This window comes from Aeromonas dhakensis (genome assembly GCF_002285935.1).
Lineage (GTDB): Bacteria > Pseudomonadota > Gammaproteobacteria > Enterobacterales > Aeromonadaceae > Aeromonas > Aeromonas dhakensis.
Genome location: NZ_CP023141.1, coordinates 4,805,883 through 4,821,057, shown reverse-complemented (window position 1 = coordinate 4,821,057; position 15,175 = coordinate 4,805,883). Strand labels below are relative to the sequence as shown.

19 protein-coding genes are annotated in these 15,175 nt (G+C 62.3%); 9 read left to right on the top strand and 10 right to left on the bottom strand.

What is annotated here, in order from left to right; all coding sequences use genetic code 11:
* Positions 1–194 precede the first annotated feature (194 nt).
* From CK627_RS22240 to CK627_RS22205, 8 genes are all read right to left on the bottom strand, one after another.
* Positions 195–1,061, bottom strand: coding sequence for a TIGR03899 family protein (locus CK627_RS22240; protein ID WP_095593406.1), 867 nt, complete (start codon positions 1,059–1,061; stop codon positions 195–197).
* Positions 1,062–1,198: 137 nt separating this feature from the next.
* Positions 1,199–1,678 (bottom strand): DUF3299 domain-containing protein, encoded by a 480-nt coding sequence (locus CK627_RS22235; RefSeq protein WP_095593405.1) that lies wholly within the window; start codon positions 1,676–1,678, stop codon positions 1,199–1,201.
* A gap of 30 nt (positions 1,679–1,708) precedes the next feature.
* The gene (locus CK627_RS22230) at positions 1,709–2,956 is read right to left on the bottom strand and encodes an ABC transporter permease (protein WP_017766291.1); all 1,248 of its coding nucleotides are present in this window, start codon (positions 2,954–2,956) and stop codon (positions 1,709–1,711) included.
* The gene (locus CK627_RS22225) at positions 2,950–3,639 is read right to left on the bottom strand and encodes an ABC transporter ATP-binding protein (protein ID WP_005304683.1); all 690 of its coding nucleotides are present in this window, start codon (positions 3,637–3,639) and stop codon (positions 2,950–2,952) included. Before CK627_RS22225 ends, CK627_RS22230 begins: the two co-directional genes overlap by 7 nt.
* A gap of 4 nt (positions 3,640–3,643) precedes the next feature.
* Positions 3,644–4,258, bottom strand: a complete 615-nt coding sequence (locus tag CK627_RS22220; RefSeq protein ID WP_095593404.1) for a DUF2796 domain-containing protein — start codon at positions 4,256–4,258, stop codon at positions 3,644–3,646.
* Between the two features lie 35 nt (positions 4,259–4,293).
* Complete coding sequence (locus tag CK627_RS22215; RefSeq protein WP_095593403.1) at positions 4,294–4,584, bottom strand: hypothetical protein; 291 nt, start codon at positions 4,582–4,584, stop codon at positions 4,294–4,296.
* 44 nt (positions 4,585–4,628) lie between these two features.
* Complete coding sequence (locus CK627_RS22210; RefSeq protein WP_010636247.1) at positions 4,629–5,171, bottom strand: YtfJ family protein; 543 nt, start codon at positions 5,169–5,171, stop codon at positions 4,629–4,631.
* Between the two features lie 258 nt (positions 5,172–5,429).
* Positions 5,430–6,308 (bottom strand): hypothetical protein, encoded by an 879-nt coding sequence (locus tag CK627_RS22205; protein ID WP_042051354.1) that lies wholly within the window; start codon positions 6,306–6,308, stop codon positions 5,430–5,432.
* A 124-nt stretch (positions 6,309–6,432) separates the two neighbouring features.
* Here CK627_RS22205 and CK627_RS22200 point away from each other — a divergent pair, with 124 nt between their 5' ends.
* On the top strand, positions 6,433–6,795 hold the full coding sequence (locus CK627_RS22200) for a hypothetical protein (RefSeq protein ID WP_010636249.1): 363 nt from the start codon (positions 6,433–6,435) through the stop codon (positions 6,793–6,795).
* Positions 6,796–6,820: 25 nt separating this feature from the next.
* Here CK627_RS22200 and ppa read toward each other — a convergent pair whose 3' ends face one another.
* The gene (ppa, locus tag CK627_RS22195; RefSeq protein ID WP_005304649.1) at positions 6,821–7,351 is read right to left on the bottom strand and encodes an inorganic diphosphatase; all 531 of its coding nucleotides are present in this window, start codon (positions 7,349–7,351) and stop codon (positions 6,821–6,823) included.
* Between the two features lie 179 nt (positions 7,352–7,530).
* On the opposite strand from ppa, the gene mpl reads away from it, so the two are divergent.
* Together mpl and CK627_RS22185 are read left to right on the top strand one after the other, a co-directional pair.
* Positions 7,531–8,901: a UDP-N-acetylmuramate:L-alanyl-gamma-D-glutamyl-meso-diaminopimelate ligase gene (mpl, locus tag CK627_RS22190; RefSeq protein WP_005304646.1), complete on the top strand. Its 1,371-nt coding sequence runs from the start codon at positions 7,531–7,533 to the stop codon at positions 8,899–8,901.
* The gene (locus CK627_RS22185; RefSeq protein WP_005304643.1) at positions 8,898–9,509 is read left to right on the top strand and encodes a flavin prenyltransferase UbiX; all 612 of its coding nucleotides are present in this window, start codon (positions 8,898–8,900) and stop codon (positions 9,507–9,509) included. The genes mpl and CK627_RS22185 overlap by 4 nt, the downstream gene beginning before the upstream one ends.
* Positions 9,510–9,582: 73 nt before the next feature.
* Here CK627_RS22185 and CK627_RS22180 read toward each other — a convergent pair whose 3' ends face one another.
* Positions 9,583–10,197 (bottom strand): TetR/AcrR family transcriptional regulator, encoded by a 615-nt coding sequence (locus tag CK627_RS22180; protein ID WP_005304640.1) that lies wholly within the window; start codon positions 10,195–10,197, stop codon positions 9,583–9,585.
* Between the two features lie 200 nt (positions 10,198–10,397).
* Here CK627_RS22180 and hpt point away from each other — a divergent pair, with 200 nt between their 5' ends.
* The 6 genes from hpt (at position 10,398) to CK627_RS22150 (ending at position 15,162) form a co-directional block, all read left to right on the top strand.
* Positions 10,398–10,928, top strand: a complete 531-nt coding sequence (gene hpt / locus CK627_RS22175; protein WP_005304637.1) for a hypoxanthine phosphoribosyltransferase — start codon at positions 10,398–10,400, stop codon at positions 10,926–10,928.
* Between the two features lie 111 nt (positions 10,929–11,039).
* Complete coding sequence (locus CK627_RS22170) at positions 11,040–11,957, top strand: ABC transporter ATP-binding protein (protein ID WP_005304633.1); 918 nt, start codon at positions 11,040–11,042, stop codon at positions 11,955–11,957.
* Positions 11,954–12,727, top strand: coding sequence for an ABC transporter permease (locus tag CK627_RS22165; RefSeq protein ID WP_005304632.1), 774 nt, complete (start codon positions 11,954–11,956; stop codon positions 12,725–12,727). Before CK627_RS22170 ends, CK627_RS22165 begins: the two co-directional genes overlap by 4 nt.
* Positions 12,728–12,961: 234 nt before the next feature.
* On the top strand, positions 12,962–14,113 hold the full coding sequence (locus CK627_RS22160; protein ID WP_095593402.1) for a double-cubane-cluster-containing anaerobic reductase: 1,152 nt from the start codon (positions 12,962–12,964) through the stop codon (positions 14,111–14,113).
* Positions 14,114–14,122: 9 nt separating this feature from the next.
* Positions 14,123–14,905: an acyl-CoA dehydratase activase gene (locus CK627_RS22155; protein WP_095593401.1), complete on the top strand. Its 783-nt coding sequence runs from the start codon at positions 14,123–14,125 to the stop codon at positions 14,903–14,905.
* Complete coding sequence (locus CK627_RS22150; RefSeq protein WP_095593400.1) at positions 14,902–15,162, top strand: putative Se/S carrier protein; 261 nt, start codon at positions 14,902–14,904, stop codon at positions 15,160–15,162. Before CK627_RS22155 ends, CK627_RS22150 begins: the two co-directional genes overlap by 4 nt.
* Positions 15,163–15,175: the final 13 nt, after the last annotated feature.

The following is a 15,175-nucleotide window of genomic DNA, read 5'->3' as shown; positions in this document are numbered from 1 at the left end:
AAATCGTCGATCATGCGGCACTCATGCGGCACGGCGGGGGGCGATGACCGGTGGCGAGCGGATCTGCGGGCGCGGGGCTGACGAGTCAGAGGCGGCGGATTTGCATTTCAGGAACCGTTTTGGCAACGGCGGCGCCATTTCGCGAGCGGCGGCGGGAGGCGCAAAACAGCGGAGCCCTGACGGGCTCCGGAGGATCAGGGGGTCGGTTCGGTCGGGGCCGGCTCAGGCCCGGCGGGCGGGGTCAGCATCATGGTCTCGATCTGCAGCCCCTGCACCAGCACGGTTTTCAGATCCTGCAGGTACTCCTCCAGCGGCGGCTCCTGCAGCAGCTGGGCGAGCTCGTTGCCGACCGGGGTCAGCCGGTAGTAGAGCAGGGTGATGTTGGCCTGCTTGCGCTGCAGGCGCCAGCGCTGATCGCCGAACTCCAGCTCTACCCCGTCGGCGGGCAGCGGGCCGGACTCCAGCTCGCCCCGGTGCAGCAGGCCGAGTTCGAACAGCTGCAGCAGGGCGTTGTAGGGGATACGGTACTTGCCAAGGCCGAGCCGGGTCACCCGGGCGCGGCTGAGCAGGCTGGCCCCCTTGTGCAGCCCCAGCAGCAGGCGCTGCTCGTCGCTGCCCACGTAGTGGCAGGAGAGGGAGCAGATGCGCTGGAACAGCTGGGCCTCGCGCTGGGTCATCTCTTTGAGGGTGGTGAGCGCCCGGATGGAGAAGCGGCCCGGGGTGGCGATCTCGATGGCGAAGATGCGGCCCCACAGCTGCTGCATGGGCACCATGCTGATGTCTTCCGCCAGTTGCAGGAAGTGGGTCAGCCAGTCGCTGTCCATCTCGCCGCCGGCGGCGGTCTCCTCGCAGTGGCGGGAGGCCATCACCATGATGGACTCCAGGTTGCGCTGGCGGGCGGCCTGATCCGCCAGCTGGCGAAAGGCGGCGCGCTGCTCGAAGGTACTGTCGCTGTTGCGGATGAGCATGCCGTCGATGCCGCGGCTGCGGGCCAGGCGCAGGGTCTGCTCCTGGCTGCTCAGGATGGAACTCTCTTTCTTGGGCGGGGGCAGGTCAGCCATGCTGGCTCCGTGATCGCAAGGTCTAGCCTTGAATGTTACTCCAACCGGGATGGCGGGCAATCCCTCAGGCAGGGGCTGGCCGGGTTCTTGCCGTCGTGGATAACAAAACGGCCTCCCGCGGGAGGCCGTGTGCCTGGTTACTGCTCTTCGTAGACGCTCACCTCGACCGCCTCCAGCGAATAGGAGGCGGTGGCCATCTCGTGACTGGAGCTGACCGTGCGCATCTTGCCCTTCACCCAGATGGCGTCCCACAGGTCGTCCACCGGCGCTCCCTTGGGGTAGCTCACGTAGACCACCTGGTTGGTGGGCGGGGGCGGCACATGGATGCAGGCGCCGAAGTAGGGCACCAGCAGGAAGGCGGTGATCTTCTTGGCGTCCCCCTCCAGCGGCACCACGAAGCCCGGGATGCGCACCTCTTGGCCGTCCAGCTTCTTGTTGACCCCGCCCACCGGCTGGGGCACAGAGGCAAGATTGCCATCGTGGCTCACCTGGGGTGGGGGCAGCAGTTTTTCACCTTCCGGAATGAGCACATCCCAGTCGATGGTCTTGTAGTCGGCGGCCATGACCGGCAGCGTCAGCAGGGCGGCCAGCAGCGCCACGATTCTCCACTTCATCATCTGTCCTTCTCGTTTTTTATGGGCGCCTGGCTAGACGCGAATGCTCATGCCGTCGCTCAGGCTGTAGCGATAAGCGCGGGCGGCGGGCAACAGGCCTATCACCATGCCGGCCAGCCAGACCAGCCCCAGCAGTTGCCACTCGTGGGCGCTTGGCAGCCCCAGGCTCAATTGCAGGCCATAGTGACCGAGCAGCCAGGGGGTGGCAAGGGCTTGGCCCAGGTAGAGCGCGGCTACCCCGAGCGCGATGCCGGCGGTGGTGAGGGCCATCGCCTCCAGCGCCAGCAGGAGGAACAGGTGGGAGGGGCCGGCGCCGAGGGAGCGCAAGATGGCGAGCTCACGGCGCCGCTCGTTGAGGCCGGCCAGCAGGGTGGTCAGCATGCCGATGAGGCCTGCCACCACCACGAAGCCGGCGATCACCGACAGCGCCGTCTCCGCCACGCTCATCAGACTCCACAGCTCCTGCAGGGCGGCCCCCGGCAGGATCGCCATCAGCGGCTCGCCCCGGTAGGTGTTGACGCTGCGTTGCAGCTGGAACGCCAGGATCCGGTTGCTGAGCCCCACCATGAAGGCGGTGATGGTCTTGGGGGTGAGATCCTGCGCCAGTGCCTGCTCGGCGGTCACGTTCTTGCTGTGACGGCCGGTGTCCCAGCCCAGGTGGATCGCCTCGATACCGGCCAGCGGCACATGGATGGTGCGATCGATGGGGGTGCCGGTCGGTGCCAGGATCCCCACCACCTTGAACGGCAGGTTGTCGTGCTGGCTGAACGAGGTATTGCCGGCGCCGTGGGCGATGACGATGGACTGCCCCAGGTGATAGCCGAGCTTCTCGGCCACCTGGGCGCCGAGCACCGCCTCGAACGGCGTCTCGAATGCTCGCCCTTCACGCATGACCAGTGCCTGCTGCTGGCCATATTTGAGGTGGGTGAAGTAGTCGCCATTGGTGCCAAGCACGCGAAACCCCTTGTGGGAGTCACCAAGGGAAAGCGGGATGGTCCAGGCGATGCCGGGTTGTTGCTTGATCGCCTGATAGGCGTCCCAGCCCACGTTGTTGGTGGGATTGCCGATGCGAAACACCGAATAGAGCAGCAGGTTCACCTGGCCGGAGCGGGCGCCGACGATGAGGTCCGTGCCCGAAACCGTATTGGCGAAGCTCTCGCGGGCCTGATTGCGCACTCGCTCCACCCCGAGCAGCAGGGTGACGCTGATGGCGACCGCCAGCAGGGTGAGCCCGGCGGTGAGGCGGCGGGCCCAGAGGCTTTGCAGGGCGAGTTTCAGCATGTTGCCCTCCTGTTCAGTTGTTGCAGGTTCTCCACCCGCGGAAAGAGCGGTTCGAGGTAGGGGTCGTGGCTGACGAAGATCAGGGTCGAGCCCTGCTTGTCGCACTCCTCGAACAGCAGCTTGATGAAGGCGGCCCGGTTGTCGGTATCCAGCGCCGAGGTGGGCTCGTCGGCGATCACCAGCGGCGGTGAGCCGATGAGCGCGCGGGCGGCGGCCACCCGTTGCTGCTGGCCGATGCTGAGGGCATGGACGGGCCTGTGCAGCGCCTCCTCGGGCAGTTGTAATTCCCGCAGCAGGCGGCGCGCCTCCTCGGCCGGGCTGCCCTGCAGCCGGGCCCGCTTCTCGGGGGAGAAGGTGAGGGCGCTGGTGACGTTGTCCTGCACGGATAAAAACGGCAGCAGGTTGAACTGCTGGAAGATGTAACCCAGATTGGCCGCCCGGAAGTGGTCACGGGCCCGGCCAGAGAGCCGGGCCAGCGGTTGGCCCAGCACCTCCAGGGTGCCGTGGTTGGCGGTCTGGATCCCGGCCAGCAGGCCGAGCAGGGTCGACTTGCCCGAACCGGACGGTCCCTTGATGAACACCCGTTCCCCCTCGCCGATGGTGAGGGCGGGCAGATCGAGTACAACCTCGTGACCCGGCCAGGCAAAGGCCAGATCGCGGATCTCAACCACGGCGTTTTTCATGGCGTTACCAGCTCAGTTGGTTGGCGGAGGGGGTCAGCTCGGCCGCGGTCTGGCCTGTGGGCAGGATGCCCTGCACGCTCAGCTTCTCCAGGCTCGGATAGACGCTGAACAGGGTGGCTTCCAGCCCGGTCAGCTTGGCTGGCTCCGCGCAGGTGTAGGTGTACATGGCACCCATATCGGCGTGACCGGCATCGTCGTGCTGGTGTTCGTCGTGTTTGCCGTCAGACTTCTGGTGGTCATGGTCATGGTCATGGTCATGGTCATGGTCATGGTCATGGTCATGGTCGTGGTCGTGATCTTCCTTGGCGGCCTGCAACGCCTGCTGGGTCAGCGTGCAGCCGGCGGCCGGGTCGAGGCGCAGCAGGGCATCGGGTTGCTTGAGCTGGGCCACGGCCTTGGCGTATTGCGCCTTCTCTTCATCGCTCTTGGCGGCGTGCTCGAAGCCCACCAGATCGGCGGCGGGGGCCTGCAGCTCGATCATCAGCTGGTTGCCGTCGAGCACCAGGTTGAGGTGGCCGTGGCCGTGTTCGTGGGCACCGTGGCCGTGACTGTCGTGTTCATCGTGGTTTGCCTGCACGCCAAATGCGGCGGCCGCCAGTAACAGGGTGACTGCTTTCATCGTTAATCCTTTGAAAAGTTTATTGAAAAATGGATTTAGCCGGATAAGCGATGAAGCTGTGGCGGCGCGCGGATGCGGCACTGACCTGAGGGGGTGGCATGAGGTTTGGGCAAGGCGGCGTCAAGGCGCTTGCCGATGACGACTTGTGAAGAGGGGATGACCAGGGTCGGGGTGAGTGCCAGCTTGCCATCCAGATGCAGGGCGCAGAGGACGCAGGCGTGGTTGTGGCCGGGCAGGTCGGCTTCCAGCGGATGTTGTGCCAGCACGGGTTGCAACCACAACCAGCCCAGCAGCAGCAACCAGATTTTCAGCTTGGTACGACCCATAGACCCCTATCAAAGGGGCGCCATCAGCGCCCCTTTTCTCTGGCTTAGAGATGGGACTGGATGAGCCCCATCACGGTAGCGATATTGTTGGCATCGAGCTGACCGTCCTTGACGAACAGCACCTTGCCCTCTTTGTCCAGCAGGATGATGGCCGAGCTTTCCGGCGCCAGATCCCAGGCGTTGCGGGCCATGCCCTTGGCATCCAGCACCATGGCGGACCAGGGGAATTCCTTCTTGCTGTCTTCGGCACTGCTCTTCACGAAGCCGGAGGTGCCCCAGATGGCGTCATTGCTGTTGATGATGGTGACGGTCTGGTACTTGTCGTGGGGCAGCTTGGCCGCCTTGATCGCTTCGATCATGGGGGCGTTGAGCTCCTTGGCGCTGGAGCGACCGGCGATGTGCTGGATCAGAAAGACCTTGCCGGTCAGTACCTTGCTTTGCCAGGGCTGATAGCCGATCTCTTTCTCTTTCAGTACCAGCTCACCCTTGTCGCCGATGTTGACCAGCGGCACCTGGGCCGACTCCTTGATGTTGTGAGCCAAGGCCAGCGTTGGCAGCAGCGCCAGAGTAAGTACGAGATGTTTCATCCTGATGACACTCCTTTTGTTATGTTATAACGATTTTTGCATTGAGGGAATGGGGCCGAACTCATCCTAAACTGATCGGATCTGTTTAAAAAGTGTTAAATAAAAGCCGGCATTGAGGTGTTCGACTGCCCGCCAGCACGGGGGCTGGCTGGCAAAGGCGGCTAGGATGGCACGCAGTCGATAAAAATCAATTGCTTATAAACTGGTTTGAGGAGTCTGGCCGCGCTCTGCAGCCAGACTTGAGGAAGGGGATAGGCCTCAGTAGAGCGGCTCGCTCACCAGCGGGATCTTGGCCATGGTCATCTGCTGGGCCAGCAGGGGCGAGCCGGTCAGCAGTATGTGACGCTGATTGCCGATCACCACTGTATCCCCTTTCAAACCGCTGTCGGCGGTGATGGCCAGCCAGGCTGGCGAGACGCTGCCGATGCTGATGTTCGGATAGATGATGCTGAGCATGTATTGGGGGGCCAGCTCGGCCAAGAGGCTTGCCATCAGCAGCGCCTTCTCGTCGCTGTCCGCCTTGTTGTTCTGCAAGGCCTGCAGCGGCGGAGCGAAATGATCCATCTGCTCGGGCGGAGTGGGAATGCCGCTCAGCCACTCCTGCAGCAGGCCGACGCTGGTGGCGAGATCCTTGGCCAGGAACTGTTTCGCCAGGGGCCTCAGGTCACCCTTGAACTGGTAGAACAGCTGGGAATAGTTGGGGCGCACGCAGGGCAGCTTGCGGTTGGCGGGGTGAACGCAGGGCACCACCCGCATCTGATAAAAGGCGTCGTCCTGATATTGCTGATAGGCCTGCCAGAACAGGGTCGACTCCATGCTGTCGTCGTGCAGAGTGAAGGCCTGCTCCAGATTGCGAAACTTGGTGGCGGTCTCGGGGCTGGTCTGGTTGATGAGGTTGATGCTGTTGTAGAGCCGCGGGCTGATGTAGGAGTAGAGGGTCTCCAGCGGATAGTTGAGGGAGGCATCGAGCAGGGTCATCTCGTGGCGGCTGGCGGCGATGACCCGTTCGTCCGCGTTCAACTGCAGATGCTTCTGCTGACCGTCGGCCGATTGCCACTGCCAGCTCAGGGTGACCTCGTTGGCCCCGGCCATGGACGCGAACACTAGACTCAACAACAGACCTTGTGCCAGTTTCATGATGTGCATCCTGCTCGGGGTGATAATAAACAACTAGGTGAGCTGGCCGATTTTGGATGAGTCTGGCATTTGTGATTTTGATAACAGATTGATCGGGCTTTTAATTTAATTCTGGAAATAAGTCATGCAGGAAACCGTCATGAAGCGAATCACACCCTTGTTGCTGCTGTTGGCCACGTTGCCGGCCGCGGCGGGGCCTGTCATCGTCAACCAGGGAATGTCCAGCGCGGATACCTTTGCCCTGCGCGACAAGCTGGCGAAGGAACATGAGTGGCAGGAGTGGCTGCGCTTTCAGCAGGCCATCAAGTGGCTGGAGGTGCTGCCGGTGAACTGCGAGCTGATGAGCGATGCTGGTGGCAGTTATCGCTGCGGGGGGAATTACTACCGGCCCTATCAGCAGGATGGACGCGACATCTATATACAGGGGGATCCTGGCGGTGTGACGCCGGGTCAGCCCCAGCAACAGCCCACGAAAAAGGCGCCCTGAGGCGCCTTTTTCACGAAGGTTACGCTTACTTGGCAGCGTAACGCTCGGCAGAGCTCTTGATCTCTGCTTCGGCAGCGGCCTTGTCGCCCCAGCCTTCAACCTTGACCCACTTGCCAGCTTCCAGCTCTTTGTAGCGCTCGAAGAAGTGCTGGATCTGGGCGCGCAGCAGCTCGGGCAGATCGTTCACATCCTGGATGTGGTCGTACTGCTTGGTCAGCTTGGAGTGCGGAACGGCCACGATCTTGGCGTCTTCGCCGGATTCGTCGGTCATCTTCAGCACGCCAACCGGGCGGCAGCGAATGACGGAGCCGGCCAGCAGCGGATAGGGAGTCGGAACCAGCACGTCAACCGGATCACCATCCAGAGACAGGGTGGCGTTCACATAGCCGTAGTTGCACGGATAGAACATCGGGGTAGACATGAAGCGATCAACGAAGATGGCACCGCTGTCCTTGTCGACTTCGTATTTGATCGGGTCGGCGTTCTGCGGGATTTCGATGATGACGTAGATGTCGTCGGGCAGGCTCTTGCCAGCCGGTACCAGATTCAGGCTCATGACGTTTCCTTTGAGTGTTGGAGTCAAGTTTGCAGGCCGATATTATAGCGATGTCGCGTCAAATGACCATATTTCAGGGCCACTGCGACAGAGTTGGTGGATACCGTGCAGCTTGGGTCTGCCAAATTGCCGTCACCTTGTTAGAATGCGCACTTCCCTTTACTGCGAAAGGAAGCGGTATGCATATTCACATTCTCGGGATCTGCGGCACCTTCATGGGTGGTCTGGCGGTGTTGGCAAAACAGCTTGGTTATCGGGTCACCGGCTCTGACGCCAACGTCTATCCCCCCATGAGTACCCAGCTCGAGCAACAGGGCATCGAACTGACCGAAGGCTACGACCCTTCCCAGCTCGATCCGGCGCCGGACCTGGTGGTGGTCGGCAACGCCATGAGCCGCGGCAACCCCTGTGTGGAGTATGTGCTGGACCGCAATCTGCCCTATATCTCCGGCCCCCAGTGGCTGTTGGAACACGTGCTGCAGGATCGCTGGGTGCTGGCCGTCGCCGGCACCCACGGCAAGACTACCACCGCCAGCATGCTGGCCTGGGTACTGGAATACGCCAAGCTGGAGCCCGGCTTCCTCATCGGCGGCGTGCCCGGCAACTTCCCGGTCTCCGCCCGTCTCGGCTCGGCTCCCTTCTTCGTCATCGAGGCGGACGAGTATGACTGCGCCTTCTTCGACAAGCGCTCCAAGTTTGTCCACTACCACCCGCGTACCCTGGTGATGAACAACCTGGAGTTCGACCACGCGGATATCTTCCCGGATCTCGCCGCCATTCAGCGCCAGTTCCACCACCTGATGCGCACCGTGCCGAGCAACGGTCGGGTGCTCTTCCCCAAGGGGGACGAGAACCTGGCCGCCGTGCGCAAGATGGGCTGCTGGAGCGAGGTGGAGCTGGTGGGTCAGGACGATGCCAAGTGGAAGGCGGTCAAGCTGGCCGACGATGGCTCTGCCTTCGAGGTATGGCTGGATGGCGTGAAACAGGGCGAGGTGCACTGGGAGTGCATCGGCGAGCACAACGTCAACAACGGCCTGATGGCCATCGCCGCCGCCCGTCACGCCGGTGTCATGGTGGAGCACGGCATTGCGGCCCTCTGCCAGTTCAAGTCCCCCAAGCGACGCATGGAGCTCAAGGGGGAAGTGGCCGGCATCAGTATCTATGACGACTTCGCCCACCACCCCACCGCCATCGAAACCACCCTCGGCGGCCTGCGCGCCAAGGTGGGCAAGGCCCGTATCCTGGCGGTGCTGGAGCCCCGCTCCAACACCATGAAGCTGGGAGTGCACAAGGAAGAGCTGGCCGGCTGCTTCGACGGCGCCGACGAGGTGTTCTTCTTCCAGCCGCCCAACATCGGCTGGGATCTCGGCGAGGTGACCGCCCACATGACCCGACCGGCCAAGGTGTTCAACGATCTGGAGACCCTGATCAACCGGCTGGTGGCCGAGTGCCGCGATGGCGATCATATTCTGATCATGAGCAACGGCGGCTTCGGCGGCATTCATGACAAGCTGATCGCCCGCCTCAAGGACTATCACGGCCAGCTATGAACAAAGCGATCACCCTGGCGCTGACCGGTGCCTCCGGCGCCCCCTATGCCCTGCGCCTGCTGGAATGCCTGGTGCAGGCGGACTATCGGGTTTATCTGCTCGCCTCCTCGGCGGCTCGTGTGGTGCTCAAGACCGAGCAGCAGCAGGAGTGGCCGGGCTCGCCGAAAGAGCTCTCTGCCTACCTCTGTCGCCAATATGGCGCCAAGGAGGGGCAGATCGTCGCCTGTGGCAAGGAGGAGTGGTTCTCGCCGGTGGCTTCGGGCTCGGCAGCGCCCAAGCAGATGGTGGTCTGCCCCTGCTCCATGGGCACCGTCTCGGCCATTGCCAACGGCACCTCCGACAACCTGCTGGAGCGGGCGGCGGACGTGGTGATCAAGGAGCGCGGCCAGCTCATTCTGGTGCCCCGCGAGAGCCCCTTCTCGGCGATCCACCTGGAGAACATGCTGAAACTGGCCCGTCTTGGGGTGACCATCATGCCGGCGGCGCCGGGCTTTTATCATGAGCCGAAAAGCATCGCGGATCTGGTGGACTTCATGGTGGCGCGGATCCTCGATCATCTGGGGATCGAGCACGCGCTGACCCGCCGCTGGGGCTACGCCAAAGGGTGAGATGAGCGGATAGCGGACAAACAAAAGCGGCGCCGACCTGAACAGTTCGGCGCCGCTTTTTTGCTGGAGCGGATTAGGCTGCCTGGATGGGGGCGGTTACGTACTTGAACAGAAAATCGGTCACCTCTTCCCGGCTCGGGCGTTGTGGCTGATTGATCATCTGCATCATGACGTAGCCGAAGCCGGTCAGGGAGCGGGCCAGATCCTGCGCCGACAGCACACTCTGGATCTCGCCGGCATCCATGGCGCGTTGCAGGTGAGGTGCAATGCGTTCCAGAGCCTTGTCCAGCAGCTTGGCGTAACGGGGCCAGACCTCTTCCCGCACCGATGAGCTCCACTCCAGCCAGATGCTGGCGTGGTCAGGCTGATCGTAGGCAGCGTCGACAAACAGCTTCACGTGGCGGCGAATGCTGTCGCTGACCGGGCCCTGGCCGGAGTAGGCCTGTTCCAGCATTTGATGCACGAAACGTTCGATCTCGGCCAACACTTCATCCACCAGCTCTTCACGGGTGTTGAAATAGTTGAACACGGTAGCAACCGAGACCTTGGCCTGTTCTGCGATTTCGGCGTGACCCGCACGGCCGATGCCGCGACGGGAGAACACCTCGATGGCACATTCCATCAATTGATTGCGTCGGGCCTCCGGCGAAAGCCGGGTTCGACGTCTAATTTCTGCGCGTGGTTCCATAGTTTTTTCATCTAATAGTTATTGATTATGGTGTTTATAGTATTGTCACCGATAATGCCCGAGGGCCTGCTAACTCTATCAATTAAAATAAGCCGATAAAAGCATCACGTATGCCTGACGCCCTTCGGCTTGAATGGTAGAATCATCGGTTTTGACGTTAATGAACGGCCAAATTTGCTTTGGCCATTATGGAGTAAGTGATGAAACACACTGTCGAGGTGATGATCTCCGAGGCTGAAGTCGCCGCCCGGATCGCCAAATTGGGTGAAGAGATCACCGCCCGTTACCAGGGCTCTGATGAAGTGGTCATGATCGGCCTGCTGCGCGGCTCCTGCGTCTTCCTGGCCGACCTGTGCCGCCAGACCCAGCTGCCCATCACCCTGGATTTTATGACCGCCTCCAGCTATGGCTCCGGCATGCACAGCACCCGTGATGTGCGCATCCTGAAAGACCTGGATGACGACATCAAAGGGAAGGACGTGGTGATCGTCGAAGACATCATCGACACCGGCTACACCCTCAACAAGGTGCGCGAGATCCTCTCTCTGCGCGAGCCGAAATCCCTCGCCATCTGTACCCTGCTGGACAAGCCGTCCCGCCGTGAAGTGCAGGTGCCGGTGGACTGGATCGGTTTCTCCATTCCGGATGAATTCGTGGTGGGCTGCGGCATCGATTATGCCCAGAAGTACCGCAATCTGCCGTTCATCGGCAAGGTAATACCGCAAGAGTAAGCAAGGTTCAGGAATATGACGGGCAAGGTGGCAGAGCGCCATTTTCTGTCTGCAGGCGGCCTTGGCCGCCTTTTCTGTCTCGAGATGGGATGAGCCATCACAGGGGTTGCAATGAACGCACTGGAAATCAGCGGCCTGAAGAAGACCTATCAGGGGGGCGTCGAAGCCCTTAAAGGCATTGATCTCACTGTCAAACAGGGGGATTTCTTCGCCCTGCTCGGCCCCAACGGGGCGGGCAAGTCCACCACCATCGGCATCATCAGCTCGCTGGTGAACAAGAGTGCCGGCAAGGTGAAGGTGTTCGGCTACGACATCGACACCCACCTGGAAGAGGCCAAGGCCCAGCTCGGACTGGTGCCGCAGGAGTTCAACTTCAGCCAGTTCGAGAAGGTGATCCAGATCGTCACCCATCAGGCCGGCTTCTATGGTGTGCCGCGGGCCGAGGCCAAGATCCGCGCCGAGAAGTACCTGCGCCAGCTCGACCTGTGGGACAAGCGCGACATGCCGGCTCGCACCCTCTCCGGTGGCATGAAGCGCCGGCTGATGATCGCCCGCGCCCTGATGCATGAGCCCAAGCTGCTGATCCTCGACGAGCCGACCGCCGGGGTGGATATCGAGATCCGTCGCTCCATGTGGAATTTCCTCAAGGATCTCAACGAGCAGGGTGTCACCATCATACTCACCACACACTATCTGGAAGAGGCGGAGATGCTGTGTCGCAACATCGGCATCATCGACAAAGGGCGCCTCATCGAGAACACCAGCATGAAGAAGCTGCTGGGCAAGCTGGGCCGCGAGACCTTCATGCTGGATCTGGCGCCGGGCTCCGCCGTGCCGAACCTGCCGGAGTTCAACGGCCGCATGCAGGACGAACGTACCCTGGAGGTGGATCTGGACAAGAGCCAGTCCCTCAACAGCCTGTTCGATCAGCTGTCGAGCCAGCAGGTGCAGGTACTGAGCATGCGCAACAAGGCCAACCGGCTGGAAGAGCTGTTCGTCAGCCTGGTCGAGGAGGGGAGAAAAGCATGAACCTGACCACTTACTACATCGCCTTCAAGAGCATTCTGGCCAAGGAGATCAGCCGCTTCACCCGGATCTGGATCCAGACCCTGGTGCCGCCCGCCATCACCATGAGCCTCTACTTCGTCATCTTCGGCAACCTCATCGGTGGCCGCATCGGTGACATGGGGGGCTTCAGCTATATGGAGTTCATCGTGCCCGGCCTCATCATGATGTCGGTGATCACCAACTCCTACTCCAACGTCGCCTCCTCCTTCTTCAGCGCCAAGTTCCAGCGCAACGTGGAGGAGCTGCTGGTGGCGCCTGTGCCCAACTACGTCATCATCGCCGGCTACGTCGGCGGTGGCGTGGCGCGCGGCCTCTGCGTCGGCCTCATCGTCACCCTGGTGTCGCTGTTCTTCGTGCCGCTGCAGATCCACCACCTGTTCAGCGTCTGCTTCACCGTGCTGCTGACCGCCATCCTCTTCTCGCTGGGGGGCCTCATCAATGCGGTGTTTGCCAAGACCTTCGACGACATCAGCATCATCCCCACCTTCGTGCTGACGCCGCTCACCTACCTGGGCGGGGTCTTCTACTCCATCAGCCTGCTGCCACCCTTCTGGCAGGGGGTCTCCCAGGTGAACCCGATCATCTACATGGTGAACGCGTTCCGTTACGGCTTCCTCGGGATCTCCGACGTGCCGCTCGGCACCGCCTATCTCATCATCATCGGCTTCATCGTGGCTCTCTACGGTCTGGCCTGGTGGCTCATCTCCCGCGGCACCGGGCTGCGCCACTGATGCAATGCAACGGGCACCCTGGGGTGCCCGTTTCTTTGTTGCCTCTTTTCCCTCTCCTGCGCTGGCCCCCTCTCGAACAGGGTCAATAACCACCTTCTTATCAAGGTTTTATCCGGCACCTTGTGATCCACCGCAATTTTCAGATTACCCCCAAAGGTATAATTCCCGCGGTTGGAAGGCCTGCACTATGGAGGCCCTCCGTCTCTTCTTTTTCTCACCAGGGCAGGATCGCCTATGTCACTGATCACCGAGTTGCCAGCCATTTTCGACAGTTTTTCAGATGCCCGCCGTCAGGGCTTTCTGGCCGTGATGGCACTCAAGGAGCGACAGATCCCCCTGGTCGGCACCTACTGCACCTTCATGCCGCAGGAGGTGGCGATGGCCGCCGGCGCCGTGGTGGTATCGCTCTGCTCCACCAGCGACGAGACCATAGAGGAGGCCGAAAAGGATCTGCCCCGCAACCTCTGCCCGCTGATCAAGAGCAGCTACGGGTTTGGCAAGACCGACAAGTGCCCCTACTTCTATTTCTCCGATCTGGTGGTGGGGGAAACCACCTGCGACGGCAAGAAGAAGATGTACGAGTACATGGCCGAGTTCAAACCGGTGCATGTGATGCAGCTGCCCAACCGCGCCGATGACGAGGCCTCCCGCACCCTGTGGCGCAGTGAAATAGTCCGCTTCAAGGAGTTGCTGGAGCAGCAGTTCGGCAACCCCATCAGCGAGCAGGCGCTGCGAGAGGCCATCGTGCTGAAGAACCGCGAGCGCCGTGCGCTGGCCGACTTCTACCGGCTGGGTCAGCTCAACCCGCCGGCGCTGAGCGGCACCGACATCCTCAAGGTGGTCTATGGCGCCACCTTCCGCTTCGACAAGGAGCAGCTCATCGGCGAGCTGCAGGAGATGACTCGCCGCATCAAGGCCGAGTACGCCGAGGGCAAGCGGCTCGATGCCCGCCCGCGCATCCTCATCACCGGCTGCCCCATTGGCGGCGCGGCCGACAAGGTGGTGCGTCTCATCGAGGAGCACGGCGGCTGGGTGGTGGGCTACGAGAACTGCACCGGCGCCAAGGCGACCGAGCAGTGCGTCAGCGAGGAGGGCGATCCGTTCGATGCGCTGACCGACAAGTATCTGGCCATCGGTTGCTCCTGCATCTCTCCCAACCACCAGCGCATGAATCTGCTGAGCCAGATGGTGGAGGAGTATCAGGCGGACGGGGTGATCGACGTGATCCTGCAGGCCTGTCACACCTATGCGGTGGAGTCGCTCGCCATCAAGCGCCACGTGCGCGATCGCCACGGCATCCCCTACATGGCGGTGGAGACCGACTACTCCAGCGCCGACAAGGGACAGCTGGCCACCCGGCTGGCGGCCTTTATCGAGATGTTGTGAGGAGGCGCCGTGTCACTCACCATCGGGATTGACTCCGGCTCCAGTGCAACCAAGGGGATCCTGTTCGACCACAGGGAGGGCGGGCGTATCGTCCGCCGCTTTCTGGTGCCGACCCCCTTTCGCCCGCTGGCCGCCATCGAGCAAGGCTGGGAGACGCTCTCGGCCGATTTGCCAGAGCGCCCCCATCTGACCCTGACCGGTTATGGCCGCGATCTGGCGTCGTTCGCCGATCGGCGGGTCACCGAGATCTCCTGCCACGGGCTGGGGGCTCGCCTGCTCTGCCCGTCGGTGCACACCGTCATCGACATCGGCGGTCAGGACAGCAAGGTGATCCAGCTCGATGGCGAGGGCAACCTCACCGACTTTCTGATGAACGACAAGTGCGCCGCCGGCACCGGCCGCTTTCTCGAGGTGATCACCCGTACCCTGGGGGCGCGGGTCGAACAACTCGACGAGCTGCTGCAAGGAGCCGAACCCCACGACATCAGCAGCATGTGCACCGTGTTTGCCGAGTCGGAGGCGATCAGCCTGCGCTCGGCGGGCATTCCCGCCGAGTCGATCCTGGCCGGCATCGTCCGATCCATGGCCAGGCGCAGTGCCAACTTCATCGGCCGCCTCGGCGCCAGACCCACAGTGCTCTTTACCGGCGGCGTCAGCCACTGCGCCACCTTCCGCCACTATCTGGCGCAAGGATTGGGCTGCGACGTGGCCACCCACCCGGACGCCCAGTTTGCCGGCGCGCTGGGGGCGGCCCTGTTCGGTGCCCGTGCCCGCACGGGAGGCAAATCATGAACACAGAGTTCCTCTACCTGTTCCACTCCACCCTCGGCACGGTCAGGCTGCGCAAGCGGCTGGAGCAGCAGCCCCACCCGTTTCGGGTCTGCGACGTACCGCGCCGGCTCAGCGCCGGCTGCGGCCTCGCCATCCGCCTGCACTGCCCGCCCGAGGAGTGGCAGCAGTGGTGCCAGAGTGGTGAAACCGCCGCCGTTTTTCGCTGTGACGAAGACGGTGAGTATTGCGAACTGGCCCGCTATCCGGCCGCCGACTAGGGCATGGTGACGT